The 19,253-nt window shown below is 67.1% G+C and carries 21 protein-coding genes and 2 pseudogenes; 8 read left to right on the forward strand and 15 right to left on the reverse strand.

Translation table 11 applies throughout. The annotated features are described in order from the left end of the window. Positions 1 to 156 precede the first annotated feature (156 nt). The 10 genes from ABZ893_RS33000 to ABZ893_RS33045 form a co-directional block, all read right to left on the reverse strand. Positions 157 to 444 carry a hypothetical protein gene (locus ABZ893_RS33000; protein WP_361411429.1) on the reverse strand — a complete coding sequence of 96 codons (288 nt, stop codon included), beginning with the start codon at positions 442 to 444 and terminating at the stop codon, positions 157 to 159. Between the two features lie 29 nt (positions 445 to 473). Next, positions 474 to 1,709, reverse strand: a complete 1,236-nt coding sequence (locus ABZ893_RS33005; protein WP_361411431.1) for a cytochrome P450 — start codon at positions 1,707 to 1,709, stop codon at positions 474 to 476. Positions 1,710 to 1,722: 13 nt separating this feature from the next. Then, positions 1,723 to 2,895, reverse strand: coding sequence for a cytochrome P450 (locus tag ABZ893_RS33010; protein WP_361411433.1), 1,173 nt, complete (start codon positions 2,893 to 2,895; stop codon positions 1,723 to 1,725). Further along, positions 2,892 to 3,479 carry an ATP/GTP-binding protein gene (locus tag ABZ893_RS33015; RefSeq protein ID WP_361411435.1) on the reverse strand — a complete coding sequence of 196 codons (588 nt, stop codon included), beginning with the start codon at positions 3,477 to 3,479 and terminating at the stop codon, positions 2,892 to 2,894. The genes ABZ893_RS33010 and ABZ893_RS33015 overlap by 4 nt, the downstream gene beginning before the upstream one ends. Continuing rightward, on the reverse strand, positions 3,460 to 3,813 hold the full coding sequence (locus ABZ893_RS33020; RefSeq protein ID WP_361411437.1) for a DUF742 domain-containing protein: 354 nt from the start codon (positions 3,811 to 3,813) through the stop codon (positions 3,460 to 3,462). Before ABZ893_RS33020 ends, ABZ893_RS33015 begins: the two co-directional genes overlap by 20 nt. Continuing rightward, positions 3,810 to 4,220: a roadblock/LC7 domain-containing protein gene (locus tag ABZ893_RS33025; protein ID WP_361411439.1), complete on the reverse strand. Its 411-nt coding sequence runs from the start codon at positions 4,218 to 4,220 to the stop codon at positions 3,810 to 3,812. Before ABZ893_RS33025 ends, ABZ893_RS33020 begins: the two co-directional genes overlap by 4 nt. After that, entirely contained in the window at positions 4,217 to 5,668 is a 1,452-nt protein-coding gene (locus ABZ893_RS33030; RefSeq protein ID WP_361411441.1) for an ATP-binding protein, read from the reverse strand. Before ABZ893_RS33030 ends, ABZ893_RS33025 begins: the two co-directional genes overlap by 4 nt. Next, complete coding sequence (locus tag ABZ893_RS33035; protein ID WP_361411568.1) at positions 5,665 to 5,841, reverse strand: hypothetical protein; 177 nt, start codon at positions 5,839 to 5,841, stop codon at positions 5,665 to 5,667. Before ABZ893_RS33035 ends, ABZ893_RS33030 begins: the two co-directional genes overlap by 4 nt. A 229-nt stretch (positions 5,842 to 6,070) precedes the next feature. Then, on the reverse strand, positions 6,071 to 6,484 hold the full coding sequence (locus ABZ893_RS33040) for a DUF6415 family natural product biosynthesis protein (RefSeq protein ID WP_361411564.1): 414 nt from the start codon (positions 6,482 to 6,484) through the stop codon (positions 6,071 to 6,073). A gap of 168 nt (positions 6,485 to 6,652) precedes the next feature. Then, positions 6,653 to 7,111 (reverse strand): ATP-binding protein, encoded by a 459-nt coding sequence (locus tag ABZ893_RS33045; RefSeq protein ID WP_361411443.1) that lies wholly within the window; start codon positions 7,109 to 7,111, stop codon positions 6,653 to 6,655. 193 nt (positions 7,112 to 7,304) lie between these two features. Here ABZ893_RS33045 and ABZ893_RS33050 point away from each other — a divergent pair, with 193 nt between their 5' ends. Both ABZ893_RS33050 and ABZ893_RS33055 read left to right on the forward strand, forming a co-directional pair. Continuing rightward, positions 7,305 to 8,675: a helix-turn-helix transcriptional regulator gene (locus ABZ893_RS33050; protein WP_361411445.1), complete on the forward strand. Its 1,371-nt coding sequence runs from the start codon at positions 7,305 to 7,307 to the stop codon at positions 8,673 to 8,675. Beyond that, positions 8,672 to 9,556 (forward strand): aminoglycoside phosphotransferase family protein, encoded by an 885-nt coding sequence (locus ABZ893_RS33055; protein WP_361411447.1) that lies wholly within the window; start codon positions 8,672 to 8,674, stop codon positions 9,554 to 9,556. Before ABZ893_RS33050 ends, ABZ893_RS33055 begins: the two co-directional genes overlap by 4 nt. 38 nt (positions 9,557 to 9,594) lie before the next feature. Here ABZ893_RS33055 and ABZ893_RS33060 read toward each other — a convergent pair whose 3' ends face one another. After that, positions 9,595 to 9,966 (reverse strand): hypothetical protein, encoded by a 372-nt coding sequence (locus tag ABZ893_RS33060; RefSeq protein WP_361411449.1) that lies wholly within the window; start codon positions 9,964 to 9,966, stop codon positions 9,595 to 9,597. A 597-nt stretch (positions 9,967 to 10,563) separates the two neighbouring features. Between ABZ893_RS33060 and ABZ893_RS33065 the strand changes: the two genes are divergently transcribed. The 6 genes and pseudogenes from ABZ893_RS33065 to ABZ893_RS33090 form a co-directional block, all read left to right on the forward strand. Beyond that, positions 10,564 to 10,815, forward strand: coding sequence for a hypothetical protein (locus ABZ893_RS33065; protein ID WP_361411451.1), 252 nt, complete (start codon positions 10,564 to 10,566; stop codon positions 10,813 to 10,815). A gap of 79 nt (positions 10,816 to 10,894) precedes the next feature. Beyond that, positions 10,895 to 11,737: a helix-turn-helix transcriptional regulator gene (locus tag ABZ893_RS33070; RefSeq protein ID WP_361411453.1), complete on the forward strand. Its 843-nt coding sequence runs from the start codon at positions 10,895 to 10,897 to the stop codon at positions 11,735 to 11,737. Between the two features lie 62 nt (positions 11,738 to 11,799). Next, positions 11,800 to 12,357 carry a hypothetical protein gene (locus ABZ893_RS33075; RefSeq protein WP_361411455.1) on the forward strand — a complete coding sequence of 186 codons (558 nt, stop codon included), beginning with the start codon at positions 11,800 to 11,802 and terminating at the stop codon, positions 12,355 to 12,357. 122 nt (positions 12,358 to 12,479) lie between these two features. Beyond that, a complete protein-coding gene (locus ABZ893_RS33080; RefSeq protein ID WP_361411457.1) occupies positions 12,480 to 13,586 on the forward strand; it encodes a nitrilase-related carbon-nitrogen hydrolase in 1,107 nt (368 codons plus the stop codon). Between the two features lie 594 nt (positions 13,587 to 14,180). Next, complete coding sequence (locus ABZ893_RS33085) at positions 14,181 to 15,734, forward strand: glycosyl hydrolase family 18 protein (RefSeq protein WP_361411459.1); 1,554 nt, start codon at positions 14,181 to 14,183, stop codon at positions 15,732 to 15,734. Between the two features lie 147 nt (positions 15,735 to 15,881). Continuing rightward, positions 15,882 to 16,103 (forward strand): annotated as a pseudogene (locus ABZ893_RS33090) (transposase); the annotation flags it as partial. A 128-nt stretch (positions 16,104 to 16,231) separates the two neighbouring features. Here the strand turns inward: ABZ893_RS33090 and ABZ893_RS33095 are convergent. The 4 genes and pseudogenes from ABZ893_RS33095 to ABZ893_RS33110 all read right to left on the reverse strand — a co-directional run bounded on the left by ABZ893_RS33095 (position 16,232) and on the right by ABZ893_RS33110 (position 19,242). Continuing rightward, the gene (locus ABZ893_RS33095; RefSeq protein ID WP_361411461.1) at positions 16,232 to 17,086 is read right to left on the reverse strand and encodes a SigB/SigF/SigG family RNA polymerase sigma factor; all 855 of its coding nucleotides are present in this window, start codon (positions 17,084 to 17,086) and stop codon (positions 16,232 to 16,234) included. Between the two features lie 409 nt (positions 17,087 to 17,495). Further along, positions 17,496 to 17,639, reverse strand: a pseudogene (locus ABZ893_RS33100) (glutathione-dependent formaldehyde dehydrogenase); the annotation flags it as partial. Between the two features lie 168 nt (positions 17,640 to 17,807). Continuing rightward, on the reverse strand, positions 17,808 to 18,278 hold the full coding sequence (locus ABZ893_RS33105; RefSeq protein ID WP_361411463.1) for a VOC family protein: 471 nt from the start codon (positions 18,276 to 18,278) through the stop codon (positions 17,808 to 17,810). Positions 18,279 to 18,702: 424 nt separating this feature from the next. Next, positions 18,703 to 19,242: a hypothetical protein gene (locus tag ABZ893_RS33110; protein ID WP_361411465.1), complete on the reverse strand. Its 540-nt coding sequence runs from the start codon at positions 19,240 to 19,242 to the stop codon at positions 18,703 to 18,705. Positions 19,243 to 19,253 lie beyond the last annotated feature (11 nt).

Raw genomic sequence — 19,253 nt, forward strand, 5'->3', positions numbered from 1 at the left:
CGGGAGCAGGTGCCAGCTGTGTGCCAAGACCACCAGCTCGGTGGTGTCCTGTGCTCCGGTGTCGGCGAGGAGCTGGTCGAGCGCGGTGCTCAGGTCTGCCGGGTCCAGACCGGCGGCACGCGCGACGGCGCGGGGCAGGCTGTTTACGGCAACGGCCTAGAGGAGGAGGAGGTCCTGCTCGGCGCTGAGATCCGGAGCGGGCCGCTGTGGTGCCGGTGCGGCGATTTCGCCGGCGGCGAGGAGGTGGTGCGCGACGACGGCGAGGGGACAGCGGGCGGGGCAGTTCATCTTCCAGCGCACGGTGCGCAGGGTGGCGTAGATGGTGGTCGGCTTGAGCCCGGCGACGTTTGCGATCTCGCGAGCGTTCAGGCTCTCCACCACGTGCTGGGCGAGGCGTTGTTCGGACGGGGTGAGGTGCTGTGTCGTGGCCGTGGGGGCGGTCATAGCTGAGTTCAGTTCCTCGTCGACGGTGGTCAGTTGGTCGTCGTCGGGCGCAGGCGTACAGGGACGCTGTCGTGTCCGTTGCTGATCAGGCTCGGCAGCCTCCGCAGCTCCTCGCGTCCGGTGGCGAGTTGGGCGTCGGGGAAGCGCTCGAAGAACAGGTGCAGGGCAGTGGCGACTTCGAGGCGGGCCAGAGGGGCGCCGAGGCAGAAGTGGACGCCGTGCCCGAAGGCGAGGTGTTCCTTGGTGGTGCGGGTGGCGTCGAACCGGTCGGCGTCCTGGTGGTGCAGGTCGGGGTGCCGGTTGGCGGCGGCGTAGGAGGCGAGGATGGCGTCGCCGGAGCGGATGGTCTGCCCGCCGGGGAGCGTGAAGTCGGTGAGGGCGTAGCGCAGCGGAAGGTGCTTGACCGCGGGTTCGTACCGCAGGGTCTCCTCGACGATGTCCTGCCAGGTGCACCGCCCGTCCCGCACGTGGGCGAGCTGGGCCGGGTCAGACAGCAGGGTGGTGAGGGCCTGGTCGATGACGTTGACGGTGGTCTCGTAGCCGGCGCTGATCATCAGCAGGAGCGTGTCGCGCAGCTCGGCGTCGCTGAGCGTGGAGCCGTCGCCCTCGTCGTCGCGGGTGGCGATCAGCAGCGAGGTCATGTCATCGCCGGGCGCGGTGCGCTTGGTCTCGATGAGGTCGTCCAGCAGACCGTAGAGGCAGGCGGTGTTGGCGGCCTGTTCCTCGGCGGTGAGGTGGGTGGCAAACACGTTGTCGACCACGGTGCGGAACTCGACACGCTGGTCGGCCGGGACGCCCATGAGCTGGCCGATGACGGCGATCGGCAGGGGGTAGGCGAGGTGCTCGCGCAGGTCGACGACCGTGTCGGCGGGGAGCGTGTCGAGGTCGTCGAGGATGCTGGTGACGAAGCGTTCGATGTCTGCCTGGAGCGCGGCGGTGCGGCGGGCGGAGAGGGCGGGGGCGACCATGCGGCGCAGGCGGGTGTGGTCGGCGCCGTACGCGGTGAACATGTTCTCCACGGCAACCCATAGGGCCAGGGGCCAGGTGGGGACGGTCTCGGCGAAGGCCGGCCAGTGGGCGCGGCCGTCCTTGGAGACGTCCTTGCTGGTGAGCAGTTGTTTGAGGAGGGCCGGGTCGGAGACGGACCAGGCGTGCACGCCGAGGATGTCCACGCGCGTGGCGGGGCCGCGCTCGCGCAGGGCCTGGTGTTCGGCGTCCGGGTCGCTGCCGGTGGGGTCGAGGACGAGTATCTGGTGTTCGGACACGTCAGGGCCTCTTTCAGACAAGCGGGAAGATGACGGGCAGGTTGGTCAGCGAGCGGTGGAAGGGGCCGGGGCGCCAGATGAGGTCTTCGCGGCGCACGGAGAGATCCATTTCGGGCAGGGCGTCGAGGACGTGGCGGATGGCGGCCTCGGCGATGAGGTACGCGTGCGAGCTGGCCGGGCAGCCGTGCGGGCCAGCGCCCCAGGCCAGGTGGGCGCGGTTGCCCAGCGACTGGGTCCCCAGATCGGGGTCGTTGTTGCAGGCTGCGTAGCTGATGACCACCGGTTGGTCGGCCGGGAGCAGGTAGCCGCCGACGTCGGCCGGCCGGGGCGGGTAGCTCATGGAGAAGTTCGCGAGCGGAGGGTCCCGGTACAGGACCGTGTCCAGGGCCTCGCGGACGGATGCCTCGCCAGCGTGCAGGTTTCCGGAGAAGTCGGCGTTCGCGAGCATCTCCAGGAGTGTGTTGGCGATCAGGTTGGTCAGCGGCTCGATTCCGGCTCCGTAGAGCGTGATGAGCTGGTGGCTCATCTCGGCGTCGTCGAGCCCGGCGCCGTGGGCGATCAGTCTGCTGGTCACGTCGTCGCCGGGACGTGCGCGGCGAAGGGTGACGAGGTCGGCGGCGGCCTGGGCAAGGATCTGGTTGCCGATGGAGGCGTTGATCCCGTCGAAGATCTTGGACATGCCGTCCGCGATCCGGTTGCCGACTTCGTCGGGACAGCCGAGCAGATGACTGAGCGTCTGGAAGGCAATGGGCCAGGCGTACTGAGACAGCAGGTCGGCCTTCCCAGTGGCCTGGAAAGCATCGATCGTCTGAGCGGCGACGGCCTCGACGTGGTCACGCAGCGCGTGCTGGTCGACTGCCTGGAGTGCAGCGACGTTCGCGGCCCGGTAGCGGGCGTGCTCGGCACCGGCAGAACGCAGGGCGTTGGGCCGGTACTCCATCATCGGCCGGATGGGGCAGGTGTCCGGGACGGTGCTCTGCCACCGGCGCGGATCTGCGGGGAAACGCTGCGGGTCACTGAGAATACGGCGGGCCGGCTCATAGCTGACGACCAGCGTCGCGGGCACACCCGGGGCCAGATCCACCGGGACCAGCGGCCCGAACTGCGCGCGCATACGCCGGTAGGAGGCGTGCGGGTCCTGGGCGAAGTCCGGCTCGTACAGAGGGACACGGGTCAGGGTGCTCACGGTCGCTGCTCCAGACGGACGAGGTATTCGACGAGCTCGATCAGGGCGTGCTTGCAGGACGTTTGCTCGCGGGCATCGCACACGGTCAGCGGCGTGTGTCCCTCCAGGGCGAGCGCCTGGTGGATCTCGCCGAGCGGGTGACGGGGCGCGCCGTCGAATTCGTTGACCGCGACCGCGTACGGGACGAGGTTCTCTTCGAGGAGAGTGAGGACCTCGTGGGAGGCGTCCAGTTTGCGGGGGTCGACGAGGACCAGGGCGCCGAGAGCGCCGGCGATCAGCTCCTCCCACAGGAACCGGAACCGGGCCTGGCCGGGGGTGCCGAACAGGTACAGCACCAGGTCGCTGCCCAGGTGTTTGCGGCCGAAGTCGATGCCGACGGTGGTGGTGCACTTCTCCGGGGCGTGGGTGAGGTCGTCGACCTGGGCGCTCGCCCCGGTGATGGTCTCCTCCATGTGGACCGGCTCCACTTCGGAGACGCTGCCGACGAAGGTGGTCTTACCGACGCCGAAGGCGCCGGCGATCACGATCTTCGCGGTGTCCGTCACCGTCGGCGCGACGAACCGGTCAAATGGCGTGGAGGCCACGGAGGACCCTTTCGAGGAGTGAGGTTTCTGGGTTGGAGGCGTCGTCGCGCTGTGCGAGGGTCATCAGTCCCTGCTCGATGAGGTCGGCGACGAGGATGCGGGTGGCCGAGGGCGGGAGGGCGAGCTGGGAGGCGATCTCGCCGACGCTCAGTCCTCCGCCGTGCGCGTCGGTGAACAGGGCGAGCACGCGACGCGCGTCGGCGTTGAGGCCGGGGAGGGTGCCGGTCGCGGCGAAGACCACGCTCTCCAGGCGCACGTCCTGGCTGGGGCGGGTACGTCCGCCCGTGCGGACGTAGGGCCTGACCAGGTCGGGATCCGGCCGCGGCCTGCTCATGCCGGCGCCGAGCCCGAGCTGCTGGTCACCCTGGTCTTGACCCCCAGGTGGTCGCCGACGCTCGTGGCCAGTCGGAGAGCGGCCTCGCCGATCACACCGATGTCGGAGTGGGGGCTGCTGGTGCGGACCGCCAGCAGGGTGTTCTTGCCGGCCGGGATGAGCAGGGAGATGTGGCCGACCGACTCCATCAGGACCTGGCGCACGCCCTCGCCGTCCGTCTCGTGGTCGTAGGCCCGTGACGCCGCCCACAGCGTGGAGGTGATGGCGGCGATCTTCTCCGCCCTTTCGCGCGAAAGGCGGGGCGTGTAGTCCGGGCTCATGCCGTCGGACGCGACGAGTACGGCGTACTCCACGCCGTCGGTCGCCTCCAACTGCTGCAGGAGCCAGCCGATGTGTGTCTCGCTCATACCTCGTGTCCTTGCTCGTCGTCGGTCGTGGGAAGGGCGGTGATCTGCTCGGTGGCGCGCGCGGCTCGGCTGCCGCGGGCCCAGTCGGCGATCACGCTGGGGCGTCCCGGCTGTGCGTTGGCCGGGCGGGCGGGGGGAACAGAGGCAGGACCAACGCGTCGGCGGCGCACCGTCAGCCCGCTGGCCGTCGTGTGGGGAACTGCTCGCTCACCGGCAGGTACCTCGGCCGGCAGAGGCACCGATGGGGAAGCGAGGCGCGCGGGGGCCAGCGCGAGACGGCCCTCCGCGGCGGGCTCGGGCATGATCTGCGGGACATCGCGCATCGGCTGCACAGGTGCGGGCGCGGTCTCGTTGACGGTGGTGAGGAGATCTGTAGGAAGGGTGAGGAGTGCGCGGGTGCCCAGCAGTGCGTTGGGCGCCTGCACGTCGACGCGGAATCCGTAGGCGCGCGCGAGGGCGGCGGCGACCCGGTGACCGGTCTTGGGGAGGGCGCCGAGCTGCGTGATGTCGGTGGTGCGCGAGCCGGCGAGGATGTCCCGCGCGTCATCGAGCTGCTCGGGTGTCATCTGCAGGCCGCTGTCGTCCACGATGACGGTGACCCCGTTGTGGCCTTGCTCGAAGGAGACGTGGACGCGGGAGTTCGGCGGGGAGAAGCGCAACGCGTTGTCCAGCAGGAGCGCCAGCGTGTGCACCACGGGCCCGACCACGCGGGTCTTCACCGCGACGGGCAGCTCCTGTGCCTCCACACGGCGGTGGTCCTCGACGTAGCCCATCGCGGCCCGCACCACATCGGTCAACGTCGCCGTGGGCCAATGCCGGGTCAGCTTTCCGCCGGCTAGGACCGTCCAGCCCTGAGCTACCAACAGGGTCTGCTGGACGGTCCGGTCGATTTTGGTCAGCGTCTCGAAGACGTCGTCGTCCTGATGCCGACGGACCCCCTTGCTGACTGTGTGACTGGTCCTTGCGGCCATCCCCACCAGCGCCGACGACACACTGCGCACCGCGGCCTCCGTCGCGCGCACCGCGTTAGCCCGCACGCGTTCGAGTTCCTGCTGCGCGTCCAAGTGCGAACGCCGCAGCTCTTCCGTCGCTTGCGTCTTGACCTGCTCGATCTCCTGGTGCGCCGCGTTCCGGATGTCACCGATCACGGTTTGGACGAGGACGGCTGTGGCCTTCGCCGCGTGATCCAGCCACTCACCGACGTCGGTGCCAGCCAGTTCCGGCGAGAGGGCAGGCGATGTGATCCAGCCGCTCTTCTTGTAGATCTGCGGCAACGTCTCGTGGACCAGTTGGTGCAGGGCGTGCTCGATGGACTGCCGCTCACGCGCCAGGCGATCCGCCTGCTGCCGTGCCGCCGTCCAGCGGCGGTGGTTGGTCCAAGCCGCCACCGCGGCGGCGACAGCCGCGAGGGCGAGCAGAACGATCGTGATGGTGACGAAGGTACTCATCGGGCACCCGCCGCAAGGACGTCCGCCTCGGCCTCGGGCGCACTCGCGCCGAGCTCTTGCAGCAGGAGCGCGGAGCCGACGATCCCGATGTGGCTGTACGCCTGGGGGAAGTTGCCCAACTGCCGCCCGCCGACGGGGTCGTACTGCTCGATGCACGGAAGACGTCGTTTCATCCTGTGGATCTCCATAAAGCCCCGTAGGTCCGGGGTGGTATCGGGGCCGCCGCAGCGGCCGGGAACGGTGAGGAAGAGGCACGTGTTGGTCACCGGTGTGAGGGAGGGATGCTCCGGGGAGGCGGGCACTCCTCGTCGGGCGAGGCCGGATCGGCCCCACGCTCGCAGCGAAGCACCAGCCAGACCATCGCCCCGAGAACCAGCCCGATGACGACCGCTCCGGTCAGCGTCATGTCCGCGGCACCGAAGCCGCCACGACCACGCAGGTGAGGGCGATGGTGCAAACCAGCCCGCGCCATACGTTGATCTGCGGCTGCCACCACGGCCGCCGGGGCGGCGGACGCATCGGCTCGTGACCACCGCACTCCACATGCGTGATCAGCTCCCAGGTGGCCTCGGCCAGCCGGTTCAGGTACGCCCGGCTGGGCGCGTCGTCCTCGGGGATGTCCTCCGAGCTCAGACGCTGCGCGCGCAAAAGGACGGGAACGCCGGGGGCCGTCTGGCGTTCAAGCCGGGCGACGTGGCCACGCAGATGCCTGACGAGGTCGTTCACATCGGCGGTGCTCTCGGGTAGCGACGAGTCCTCGCCCAGCACGAGCGTCACCGTCTCCGATGCGGCTACCACGTGATCGCGCTTCGGCATCGACTCCACGGCGGCGGAGGGTCGTTGACCGCTTCCGTGCCCGCGCCGGATGCCGCCTCTCCGAAGGAGCAGCGAAGGACGCACGGCACAAGTCCTGTTCGTGGCACGTGGGGAATGCATCTTGTCGAGTCCTTTACGAAGGAGTGGCCTGGCCGGGAGCGGACTGAGTTACGGCGTTGCGAAGGTGATCCACACGTCCTTGCCTCGGTCGTTGCTGGAGCAGCCGAACCCGTCTCCGATCTGGCGGAGGAGAGGGATTCCGCGCCCGCCTTCATCGTCGTCACTGGCCTCGATGAGGTGTGGGTGCCGTTTCAAGGGGTCACTGACGGAAAGGAAGAGACCACCGGGAGTGCGGGACAGCACGAGCCGTACGTGCACCGTCGATTGGTCAACCTGCCGCGCATGTTGGAAGGCGTTGGTAAGGAGTTCAGACGTCGCCAGGCCGACCTGCCATTCACAGGCGGACAGGCCCCACAGAGCGAGGTGAGCGATGACGATCCCGCGCACGGGGGTCACGGCGGAGGCGGCCAACTGGAGGTCTATCTCCAGCACACCAGGTCGACTGTAGGACGCCGCACAGGTGCCAGCAGCCATGGTCTGTGGAGTGTCCAGAAGCTCTGAAGTCACGGATCCACCTCGTCTGACGAAAACTCAACAACGGTTTCCTGCTGCGGTGTGTACTGGTGTTGAACCAGACAGAAACCATTGAGTCAGTTGCGAAAGACGTTGTGGAGAACCTGGTTCCGAGAGACGAAGTTGTCGGATTCCGAAGGACAGAGGGGCCCTCATGCCTCGGTCGCAGAAGCAGTCCACGCCTGGCATGTCACCGCAGAAGTGGTTCGGTGGCGAGCTGCGCCGCCTCCGCAAAGCGAGTGGGATGTCCGCCAAGGTGCTGGGCAGGTTGGTGCAGGTCAGCGAAGACGTCATCTATGCCGTGGAGACGGGCAAGTACCCAAGCTGCCGCTTCGACTTGGCCAAGGATCTAGATGGGGTCTTCGAGACGGCCGGCCTACTCGAGAGGGCCTGGCCGATGGCCTTCCGAACCGCCGATTCCGATAAAAAGGCTCCGAGTTCCGAGAAATCGGTTCCTCCGACGGCGGAGGCGACCGTTCAGGTACACGAGGGCCGCATCCTGGGCAGAGGTAGTACGACAACTCCAAGCGAAAGCCTCGACCCTGTGGACCGTCGCGCTCTGCTCCTCGGAGGGCTCGCCGCCCTCGCGCCTGTAGACCTCGTAAGCCTCGTCACTCCGACCGCTCAGCCCGAGATTCCCCAGGAGATCCGGCCTAGGGAGATCGCCCTTCTTGAACAGGCGGCCGACCACATACATGCCATGGATAACGCGCATGGCGGGGGTGGGCTCGTCGCTGAGATCGCCAACAGATCCCTCTCCTGGGCGGTGTGCCTGCTGCCCGTGAAGTGCCCTGAAATGCTACGGCCGCAATTGCTGTCCGCAGTAGCCCGGCTGGGCCTGGTCGTAGGAGCGAGCCAGTTCGACGCCTACGCCCATGCCGATGCCCGGGTCTCCTTCCGACTCGCGGCGGAATGTGCAGAGGAGGGCAAGAACTGGCATCTGCGGGCCAAGACGTACAGCTTCATGGCCCGCCAGGCGATCTGGACGGGAGATCCGGACCCCGGCCTTACCGACGCTGAGAAGGGGCTGGTGCGGTCGGACCGGATCACACCGACCGAGCGCGCGATGCTGCATACGGCACGTGCCCGAGCCTTCGGGAAGATGGGTGACATCAGCAACACACTGATGGCTGTCGGTGACGCCGACTCCGCGTTCGAGCAGTCGAATCCAGCCGAAGATCCGTCGTGGATGGCGTACTACGACCACGCGCAACATCACGGCGATACCGCACATGCCCTGTACGACCTGGCCATCCGCGCGGGCCAGGACCCCGGTCGGGCCGCAGAGCGCTTCAAGATCGCTGTCGACGGACACGGCAAGGCATTCGCACGATCGCGTGCCATCTCCCGGACGAAGTGGGCGTCACTGAACATGGCGAAAGGGGACCCGCATCAGGCAATCGTCCTCGGACATCTCGCTCTCGACGAGGTTGGGAAGCTGACCTCCCGCCGCGCGGCTGACGACCTTCGGGAGCTGTCTCAGTACGCGGCCCGTCACCGTGCTATCCCAGGGGCAGCGGACCTGCGAGAGCGCATCGACGCTACGGTGCCCTCGTGACCAAGACAGCGCACGCCAGCCGCGCCGTCCTCGAAGACGCGTGTGCCACAGCGGGCCTCGACGCCACGGGGGCAGAGCCCATACGTCTGGCTGAGAACGCAATCTGGCGCCTTCCCGGCGGGAAGGTCGCCCGGATTGCACAGCCTGGGCAACGCACAACCGCCGAGCGCGAAGTCAGGGTGGCCCGCTGGCTCGAACGCAGTCACGTCCCTGTGGTCCGTGCGCTCGACGTACAGCAGCCCATCACTGCGGCCGGCGGCCACCCCGTCACCTTCTGGCAGGAGCTACCACCGCACACGAAGGGCACCATCGCCGACGTCGTCAAGCTCCTCAAGCACCTACACGCGTTGCCGAAGCCTGAGCTTGATCTGGGCTACCTGGACCCCTTCGTCCGCGTCGCCGATCGCATCGGCGCAGCTCACACCGTGAACGACGATGACCGGCAGTGGCTGCGGGACCGTCTCGAAGACCTCAAGAATCGATGGGCATCGAGGCCCCGAGGTCTGCCGGAGTGTGTGGTTCACGGCGACGCATGGGTGGGCAACGTCGTAGCCACCGAGGACGGGCCGGTCATGTTGGACCTTGAGCGTGCCTCGTTTGGTCCGCCCGAGTGGGACCTTGTCTCGACCGCGGTGAAGCTCACGACGACTGGCGCGGTGTCCGCCGCAGAATACGCCGAGTTTTGCGAGACCTACGGCACCGATGTGACCGAGTGGGAGGGATACGAACTCCTCGCGGGAGCACGGGAGCTGCGGATGACAACCTACGCAGCGCTACACGCAGTCGGCCGCCAGGAATGGCGCGCGGAAGCGCAGCACCGTGTCGACTGTCTGAGAGGACGGGCCGGGGCGCCACCCTGGAAGTGGAAGGGGATCATGTAGTTCGGTCGGTGCTGCCCTGCAGAGGTGTAGCGGTCCGGTCAGTCAGCCAGACACAGAATGCGCCACAACTCGGCGAGGTTGAACCGCGCGAACAGGAGTGCGTGGTCGAAGTGGTCACGCAACGGCCGGCCCGCCACGGCTCGGAACTCGATCAGCGCGGGTGCCAGATCGGGGGTGCCGATCACAAGGTCGATACGCTGCGGTGGCCCCTGGTCGGTCCGGCTCCCGGACGAGCGGGAACGCCGAGCTTGCTGCTTCTTCGCCCCTCCCCCGCCGGCCGTCTCGTCCTGGCCATCGCCCTTGTCCACAGGCTCCACCGGCTTGTCCGCAGACGCCGGCTCGACGTCGTCCAGCGGCCGGCTCCTCTCGCCGAGCAGCCTGCAACTCCCGTTCAGCAGCAGCCTGTTCACGGCGTTCGACCTCCGACAGGGCGGCCTGCTCGGCCTCTCGTTGCGTGGTCACGAACTCCACGAGGGCCTTGGGGTTCTCGAAGCCGAGTGTGGCCAACAGCCGTTTGACGGCAGCCCGTTCGCCCTGGGCCTTCTCCCGGGTGAGCATCTCGCCCAGCCGCGACCGTGACCTGCTGGACCTGGCCGTCGTCGTCCGAGGCGTCGTCGAGGTGGTCGTTCGTCTCGTGTTCGGAAGAGGCACCGAGGATCGGGTAGATGGGCCGCCCGTCACGGCGGTGACCGACGGGGCGGCAGGGGCCGGACCATACATCCCCTCCAGAGCGCGCCCCCGCGCTGCCGATCAGTGTAGACCTGGTCACGGACTGGGCCGTGGCCATTACCTGGACCCGCTGGCGACCTGAGGCGGCTCGACGAGGTTTCCGCGAGCGGGAAGCACAAACGCTCCACGCGCGGCCAACATCACGCTCTGCGATTTGATACATAATCCACCTGATTAAAGTTGATCATGAAGCAATTTTGCGCAATTTACTTCCCCTCACGCTCCGCTGTCGATCAAGCTCAACGGGTCAACGCATCCCCGCGGTCAACGGAGGACTAGTGGCCCTGCATCTGCTGTGCAAGGACCCGGACAGCCCGAACAACGGGTCGCCCACCTTGTATTACGACGACGAGACACGCAGCTACCTGCTCCAGGGTTGGCGCGTAACGGATCCCGCCGTCAGGCTGGCAGACATCTCGATCCCCGAGCACGAGACGATCGTGGAGTTCCCCCTACGGCTCCTGCGGCTGTTCCCCTCCATGGAGGCCGCCCCCCAGCTCGGAACGCCGAGCGCGACAGACAAACGTTAGGGATTTGGCCGATGCGCTGGTTGCGCCGCTGATGCAGCCGGTTGGTTCGCGATAGATGCGTCACGGCACACTGTGCGCCATGCCCCAACCCGAAAGCGTTCAGCGTGCGCGCCGCGACCTCGGCCTCAAGCTCCGTGCCCTCCGGCTGGCTCGGGGCCTCAAAGGCAAGGACTTGGCCGCTCTATGCGACTGGCACCCGACCAAGGTCAGTCGCATCGAGCGCGGACGCATCACCGCGAGCGTGGCAGACATCGAAGCCTGGACCCAAGCCTGCGGCCGGCCTGAAGAGGCCGCCGAGCTGGTGCTCGCACTCGAGAACATCGCCATCATGCACCTGGAATGGCGAGACATGGAGGCCAAGGGCCTGGCCAAGGCGCAAGAGCGCGTCCTGCCTTTGTGGGAGGAGTCGAGGCGGTACAAGGCGTACTCGATCAGCTACGTCCCCGGCCCATTCCAAACGGAGGACTACACCCGCGCCGTCCTCAGCGGCATTCGTACGCGTCGCGGACTCGACGACAAGGACTTCGACAACGCCGTAGCAATTCGCGCAGCAAAACAGAAGTACCTCCACAGCGCCCAGTTCCGCATCGTCCTCGAAGAAGACGTTCTCTACACCAGATACGCGGAACGCTCCGTGATGCGCAGCCAACTCGACCGACTCATCCAGGTAGCCGACTACTCCAACATCAGCCTCGGAATCATCCCCCGCGACGCCGACCGAGGTCCCGCCCACAAGGCTCACGACTTCTGGATATTCGACGACAAAACCGTCCAGACGGAAACGGTCTCCGCCTTCCTCACGCTCAATAACCAGCATGAGGTCAAGCGATACCAGGACGACTTCCAGCACCTGAGCGAACTCGCCAACAAGCACGGCTCAGCAGTGCCCCTGCTGGAAAAAGCGGCTACCGCCTACAGCTGACCGCTCCGCCTCCCACGAGGGGAGCGGGGCAGCCGCCTCCTTCAAGGAAACGGAGCCCCTCTGTGAGAGACCCGCGCGCCCAAGGCTCGGCGCGATGGAACTACCCGGACACCCGCACATACACCCCGTCAACCTTCGACAACGGCCGCTTCCGCCGGGCTCCCCAGCCCACCATCATCATCCTCGTGGCCCTCACCGCCGCCGCGATCGGCCTCTTCCTCCTCTCAAAAGATTCCGACGTCAAGGCCAGCACCCCTCCCAAGCCAAAGGACGTCACTTCGGCCGTTCACGAAGAAGTTCAGAAGATGTTCATCGCCGACCTGAGACACAGCAGCCGAGTCATTCGATCCGACGTCATCCCCACCAGCGCCCACGAGCGAATCGACTATCCGCAAGACGCCCTGGCATTGCGCTGCTACGGCAACGGATCTCTCAACGTCAGGACAATCCTGAAGAACGGCACGACGAAGAAGCACACAGCCATCACCTGCGGCGGAACCGACGTCACCGTCATCGCCAACGAGGCCGACACCGAAGCAATAATCATCACCCCGAAGGGACCCGACACCTGGGCTTCCTGGGCACTAACCCGCCCACCATCCACAGCAACCGACCTGTAGATCACAAAAAGCCCGCACAACTAAGATCGGCGCCCTCTCGGGTAATTCATTACCCACCCCACAGAAGGTGTCCGACCCACCCTCCACGATGGCAATCCATCGCCACGAGGAGGCACCGCTCCATGACCAACCCCTACACCGCTGTCGGGCTCATCCCAGAGATCACCGAGATCCAGGATCGCGACGACATCGCCTACGCCCACACCTGCGCCATCACGCTGCCCGGCGCCGAGACCCAGGAACTCGGCCGCTGGGCCCGCGAGTTCAACATTCACGTCATGGCACAGGCCAGAGCCCTCCACCCGGCCTTCCCCGACCGGTACTTCAACGTCGGCTTCGTCATCGACCCAACCGGCAAGATCGTCCTGCGGCACTACAAGCTCACGCCGCTCCCGCCCATGGAACACAGCCTCAGCCCACACGACGTCCTCACCAAGTGGACCCACCTGTATGGGAGCGGCCCCGAGGCGTTCTGGCCGGTCACAGACACCGCCATCGGACGCCTCGGCACCATGATGGCCAACGAGGCGTCGTACCCCGAAAACGCCCGCGGCCTCGCCCTCGCCGGCTGCGAAATCGCCTACCGCACCAGCTACCCCCTGCCCGGCGTCGCCTCCGACGCCTTCGACATCCAGAACCGGTCCCGCGCCCTCGACAACCTCATGTACGTCCTCGCCCCCAACCCCGCCTCCTACACCGGCGCCGACGGACAACGCGTCGACTTCTTCGGCGGCCACTCCACCATCACCGACCACACCGGCCGCACCATCGGCCACCTCGACCACGGCGGCGTCCCCACCTTCGTCACCGCCACCATCGACCTGCCCGCCCTACGCCGACAGCGCACCACCGCCGCCTGGACGAACTGGCCCAAGGACCTGCGCACCGAGCTGTACCGCACCCTCTACGACCAGCCCATCTACCCGGCCAACCTCTACACCGACCGACCGCCGTACGACCACGCCGAATACCGCAAGCACGTCACCGAACCCCAGATCGAGCTGATGGGGTCTGTCTCCCTACCCGGCTCGGCCGCTGCTTCTCCGGGTTCCACGCGAGCACCATCACGCTGTCCCCGAGCAGCACCGCTGCCCGCTCCGCCTGCTGGATCCGGAACGTCAGCACCTCCTTGTCCGCCCACATACGCAGCCGCTGCTGCGCCGCGGCGGCCTCTACGGCGCCCGGGGTCGGCGTCGCCTCGTCGGCGTGCTCCGCACCCTCGACCGTGACCTTCTGCTCCGAACCGAGCAGGTAACCGAGCGCGATGTCGACCAAGTTCGCCGCGTCGCCCAGCTCACGGCGCCCCAGCGCGCCCTCGTCACCGCCGACGGCCGCGAGCTGTCCGGCCTGGTTGTTGGCGTACGACGCCAGCACCTTGTACGCGGCCAGCCGCCGCAACTCTTGCGGCGGCACCCACGTCCTGGCCAGTTCCGGAAACGCACGACTGCCGGGGCGGCCCGCCTCGGCCATCACCGGCTTGTAGTTCAACCACGACCACGCATCGATGACCAGTTGGCGCAGACCCACATCTACTCCAGGAAGATCGGCCCCGCGCCGTCACGTCAGCCTAGCCAGATATACGCATAGATAGTCCCCCTCCGTGTTGAGCTGAAGGTGCCGCCGGCCGCCAGACCTACACCGCGTCGTCGGCGCTCAGCATCGACTACCGGTCAGGTGAGACCGCCGCCTATATCGCGGTTCACGTAGTGGACTGCCGCTTTCCGTTTACCTGCCTGCGAGAGCCCGCCGGTGATCTAAAATTTTCGGCCGAACACCGAGAGCACACAGTTGCTCACACACAGCATTCACGGAAGGTAATCGCAGTGCGTGACTTGGTGAACACACCCGATCCCGGCATGGACGTCGACGGCTCGATCAGAGGCGAGGGCGCGGCAGAGAAGACCTACGCGGTGAACCAGTTCGATCCGGCTCGCGAGACCTCCAAGCTCTCGTACACGCCGCGACGATCCGCGAAGACGGTCTTCAACACCTACCAGCGCGGCACCTCCCCCCTGACTTTGTCCGGCTATGTGGAAGCCGACAGTGCCTACGACTCCCGCTACCACACCGTGATCACCGACGACTACCGTCAGGGCGGGCCCGGAGCAGACGTCGCGCAGATCCCCGGGGACGCGTTCGATGAACTCGTCGTCGGAACACTCGGCATCATCGGCGAGCAGGGCCGCAAAGGTTGCATCATCAACCAGGCAGCCCTCCTGTTCAAGATCGCATCGAGCGAGGCCGACCTGCCCAACCAGCGCGGGAGGGTCACCTTCACCGACGCCTGGGGGGACGTCCTGGCCCACCTGGGCTTCGGTTTCAGCGGCGATTTCTCCGACGACGTCGCCGGCAACTTCACGGCCGCCAAGGCAAAGGGCCTACTCGGCGCAATGACGCGCCTGAAGAAGGACCACCCGAACCTCAAGGTCGGACTCAACGTCGGCGGCTGGGAGTTCAGCGAGGCGTTCCACCACATCGCCAAAGAACCCACGGCCCGCACAAAGTTCGCCGACTCCATCGCCCAGATCTTCCGCGCCTTCCCGATGTTCAGCACCGTCCACCTCGACTGGCAGTTCCCTGACAGCCCCGGTGCCCCGGGCAATGCCTACGGTCCGCAGGACGTGACCAACTACGCGGAGCTGATCCGCGTAACCAAGAGCACGCTCGACCCGCTCGTCGCCGACGGCGTCACCATCGCCGTCTCCGCCCCCGGCACAGCCGAGGAGATCAGGGCAATGAACATCCCAGCCCTCATCAACGCCGGCGCCACCCGCATCAACCTCCTCGCCTACGACTACTTCGGCACCCCCTGGTCCCCCAGCCTCGGCCACCACTCCCCGCTGCGCCACACACCCCAGGCCAGCCACCAGCACAGCGTCGACGCCGCAGTGACCTACCTGGTCCAGGAAGCCAAGGTCGACCCCGGCCTCATCCACCTCGCCTACACCACCCACAGCCGAAACGCCCACCACGCAGAACTCACCCAGACCTCACCCCTCAAGGGCCCGTACGCGCACCAAGGGGAGACAGTCGGCACGTTCGAATCCGGCACGACAACCCTCGCCGACGCCGTACGCAACTACCTCGATCTCGAGGCAGGAGCAGGCCGCAACGGCTTCACCCTCCACACAGACACCGACGCCGACGCCGACTACCTCTACAACCCCGACAGCGGCATCTTCATGTCCCTCGACACCCCCCGCAGTGTGAAGGCCAAAGCCGAGTACGCCCGCACCAACAAACTCGGCGGCATGTACGCCGTGCGGGCCGACGCCGACACCGGGCTCCTCGCCAACGCCGCTCGCGAGGGCCTCGGCCACACGATCACTGACACCGTCGTAGACATGAAACCGCTGTACGTGACCGGCAGCCACTGATCACGTCCACGCAGGAGCCGGGTGGCCTCGACCAGAACCAATGTTCCAGTCGAGGCCACCCGAAACTGATGACAAACCACCGTCCCCACATCGTCGGGTTGGCTCTGTACATGAGCGACGGCTCTGGCCCAGTGGCGCGCCCCGCGTGTGGTCAGTGTCGACGAGTGCGCCACCCGCAAGGGCAGTCACTACGGAACTGTCCTCGTCGACATCGAAACGCGCCGCCTTATCGACCTGCTGCTGAACCGGGAGGCATCCAGCCTCGCGGCTTGGCTCGCCGAAAGGCCAGGCATTGAGGTCATCTGCCGGGGGCGGGCACCATTCTTCGCCGAAGCGCCGCCACTGGCTGTCCAGGTCGCGGACCGGTGGCACTTGTGGCACAACCTGAGCGAACTACCGAACGGGCCAGTGCCCAGCACCGCAACTGCCTTCGCCCCCTTGTCCCGGCTGCCCATGGAACCGAGTCGGAGCCCGCCCCGGAAGAGGAACTGCCGGGCTCAGGCTCCCTGGTCACCCGCGTCCCGCTCTCCGTCGCGGGTGGCTTCTTCGCGTACGCGCCGGCAACTGGTCTGGATGAGGCGGGAGACGTGCATCTGCGAGATCCCGAAGTGCTCGGCGATCCTGCTCTGTGTCATGTCCTCGAAGAATCGCAGGTAGAGGATGGTGCGTTCGCGTTCGGGGAGGTGTGCCAGACCGGTTTTGGCGGCTTCCCGGTCGGTGATCACGTCGTAGGCCTCGTCGGGTGCGCCGAGGGCGTCGGCGAGGCTGAAGGCGTCGCCGTCGGCGGGCAGGAGCCCGGCGTCCAGGGACAGGGCGCTGAAGCCGTTGATGGCGGTGAGGCCGTCGCGGACCTCGTCCTCGGTCAGGTGGGCGTGGGCGGCGACGGCGGCCACGCTGGGTTCCGCACCCGCTCCGGGCTGCTGGGCGAGGTGGCGGCGGGCGAGCCGGACCTTGTTGCGCAGGTCCTGCACGCGCCGGGGGACGTGGACGTCCCACATGTGGTCGCGGAAGTGGCGGCGCAGCTCGCCCCGGATGGTGGGGACGGCGTACGGCTCGAACGGGCCGCGCTGCGGATCGTAGTTGTTGACCGCCCTGAGCAGTCCCATGGCGGCGACCTGGCGCAGGTCGTCGATGCTTTCGCCCTTGTCGTGGAAGCGGCCGGCGATGCGATGCGCCACGGGCAGCCACGCCTCGACGACCTCTTCGCACAGCAGATCCCGCTCGGGCCCTTCGCTCAGGCCCGCGAGGTGGGTGAAGGCGGCAGCGGTGTCCGGACTGTCGTCGTGCCGGGGACGGGTGGGCGTGCCGGAGGCCGTACGCGTGTGAGGCGCACGTGTGTGGTGGGTGCGCATGAAACTCGCTCCTCAACGGTCTGCGTGGGGCCATCCGCGAGAAGCGAGAAAAGCGATGCGCCCGGACGGTCAGCGCCCCGGGAGCGGTACGCCGCTCGCGGTGGATGCCTCTGGTCCGAAGCACCGTTGTTGCGCGCCTGTCCTGCCATTGTCGCTCCAACAGCAGCCGGCCTCGAATCGGCGGCGCGCCTTGCATGAACGCCGCCTCGAGATCTGCCGGCCCACCACTTCGGCTGCTACTCATGCCGCCTCGTACCGTGCCCTGGCGACAGCCGTCCGCGGTGTGGCAGAGCGCGAGGCGGCTCACCGCAATCAAAACCCTCGGCGCACCCCACACCTCGAGCGGCGTGGGAGGGTTGAGGACCTCCCCTCAAGGCACACCATGCCTAACGGGCCGCGGGCTCGGCTTTCAGCCCCTGGGCTTCAGAAAAGTTTTGATCATTCCGTCTTCCTTGGCCTGGAACATCTCGTAGGCCTTGGACGCGTCCTCCAGCGGCATCGCGTGAGCCTTGAAGGTGTCGACGCCGAGGGGGTCCTCGTCCGTGAGTGTCATCCCACTGACGACCGGATCGAAGTAGACATGACCCTCTGCATGCATAGCATTACCTTGCGACAGCCTGTTCTCTGAAATTCCGATCTTCTTGTCGGCCCGGATCGGGCTTCCATCTCCCGCGATTCCCGGGCAGGTGGGACTCGCCGAGTGTGGCCGGGACCCTGGCATTCACTCCGAATCGCCAGCGCGCGTACTTGACGGCCAGTGAGCGGGCGACCAGTCTCCCTCGGGGTCGGTAGTCTGCCCTACTTCGATCAGGTGGCCGTCGGGATCGCGGATGTAGCAGCGGATCTCGTACTCGTGTTGTTTAGGCGGTGTCAGGAACTGGGCGCCCCGGGCGCTCCACTCTGCGTACAAGGCATGGACGTCCTTGACCCGGATATTGAGGAAACTGCTGACCCGGTCGGGATCGCGTGGCGTGTCCAGGGTGACCGACGGCTTGTCGTCGGTCGGGCCTCCGCCGACATTGATGATGATCCAGCTGTTGGCCAGGGCGACATAGGTCAGCCCTCCGGGGCCGGAGTAGGCCACCCGGCCGCCGAGCACTTCGGTGTAGAAGCGTCGAGAGCGCGCTACATCGTCCGAGACGATGAAGTGGGCCAGCACAATTCCTTCTGGCGGTGGAGGGAGCTCGGCCATCTGGTACCTCCGCACGTCGGTCTCATGGCCCGTTGACGACGAGGCCTGCAGGCGGCGGCGCCATGAGCGGGATTCAGCGTTGCTCCAGCATTCCCTCGAAGAAGCCAATAATTCACGGCATCACCCTCCTGGCAGATTCGCGGGCTGTCGCCGCAAGTCACCGAACGCCGGCACTGGCCGGGGCCGCTCGGCCAGGATCGCGTTGTGCGGCGCTTTCAGAAGGCGGGTAACGGCTGGCGGACCTCGCGCACCCGTCGTGGCTGCGGGCGGCTGGTCCCTCGCGGACGAGGAGGGTCGGTCCGGCGGCAAGGTTGTACCGGGCGAGTGGTATTCGGGCACCGAGGTCCGGTCCGGTCCAGTCCGGGCCGTATCGGTAAGTCATCTCGGCGGTGACGATCGGCACGCCGTCACCGCGGATCGCGGACTACAGTTGCCGCGAGAACACGGAAGCCCTGCTCAGCAACCAGAAAGCGCTGCTCGTGCCGACGCCGTAGGCGAGGTGGGCGGTCAGATCATCACCCAGCGTCTTGGCATCGTAGGTCCAGATGGGTTTGTAGAGTCCCGCGATCGGAAGTGCCACGTATCCGCTGAGCCACACGACCCCGCCGTACGGGAGCCCGTAGAGGACGCGGGGCTTACGCAGCGAGGCGCTGACAATGCCGTAGAAGGCCGCGTTGCCTACTCCGTAGGACCAGTGCATGAACGTGCTGACGGGGAACGCCGCACTGTCCGGCAGCTCGCGCCGGGTGAAGGCCTCGGCAAGGCGCTTGGCGACCTGGCCGGGATCCGGCGCCTCCTGCCAGCTCCGGACCGGGGCGAACTCCCAGTGCAGGGCGTTGTGTTCGCCGCCGGCTCGTCGCTGGCGCAGGAACCGCACGGTGTCCATGCAGACGGTGCCGATCACTCCCGCCACCAGACCGGCACCGATGGCGCCGAGCGGAGTCATCTGCTTGCGCGTGCGCATAGGTCGATCGC

Origin of the sequence: Streptomyces sp. NPDC046821 (assembly GCF_040645335.1) — a bacterium.
Taxonomy (GTDB): domain Bacteria; phylum Actinomycetota; class Actinomycetes; order Streptomycetales; family Streptomycetaceae; genus Streptomyces.

Bases quoted from the DNA above. Each gene is read 5' to 3' on its own strand.
- ABZ893_RS33080 (WP_361411457.1), top strand. From the start codon at position 12,480: ATGACCAACCCCTACACCGCTGTCGGGCTCATCCCAGAGATCACCGAG.
- ABZ893_RS33095 (WP_361411461.1), bottom strand. From the start codon at position 17,086: ATGCGCACCCACCACACACGTGCGCCTCACACGCGTACGGCCTCCGGC.
- ABZ893_RS33025 (WP_361411439.1), bottom strand. From the start codon at position 4,220: ATGAGCGAGACACACATCGGCTGGCTCCTGCAGCAGTTGGAGGCGACC.
- ABZ893_RS33000 (WP_361411429.1), bottom strand. From the start codon at position 444: ATGACCGCCCCCACGGCCACGACACAGCACCTCACCCCGTCCGAACAA.
- ABZ893_RS33040 (WP_361411564.1), bottom strand. From the start codon at position 6,484: ATGCCGAAGCGCGATCACGTGGTAGCCGCATCGGAGACGGTGACGCTC.
- ABZ893_RS33035 (WP_361411568.1), bottom strand. From the start codon at position 5,841: ATGAAACGACGTCTTCCGTGCATCGAGCAGTACGACCCCGTCGGCGGG.
- ABZ893_RS33050 (WP_361411445.1), top strand. From the start codon at position 7,305: ATGTCACCGCAGAAGTGGTTCGGTGGCGAGCTGCGCCGCCTCCGCAAA.
- ABZ893_RS33070 (WP_361411453.1), top strand. From the start codon at position 10,895: ATGCCCCAACCCGAAAGCGTTCAGCGTGCGCGCCGCGACCTCGGCCTC.
- ABZ893_RS33020 (WP_361411437.1), bottom strand. From the start codon at position 3,813: ATGAGCAGGCCGCGGCCGGATCCCGACCTGGTCAGGCCCTACGTCCGC.
- ABZ893_RS33110 (WP_361411465.1), bottom strand. From the start codon at position 19,242: ATGCGCACGCGCAAGCAGATGACTCCGCTCGGCGCCATCGGTGCCGGT.
- ABZ893_RS33105 (WP_361411463.1), bottom strand. From the start codon at position 18,278: ATGGCCGAGCTCCCTCCACCGCCAGAAGGAATTGTGCTGGCCCACTTC.
- ABZ893_RS33030 (WP_361411441.1), bottom strand. From the start codon at position 5,668: ATGAGTACCTTCGTCACCATCACGATCGTTCTGCTCGCCCTCGCGGCT.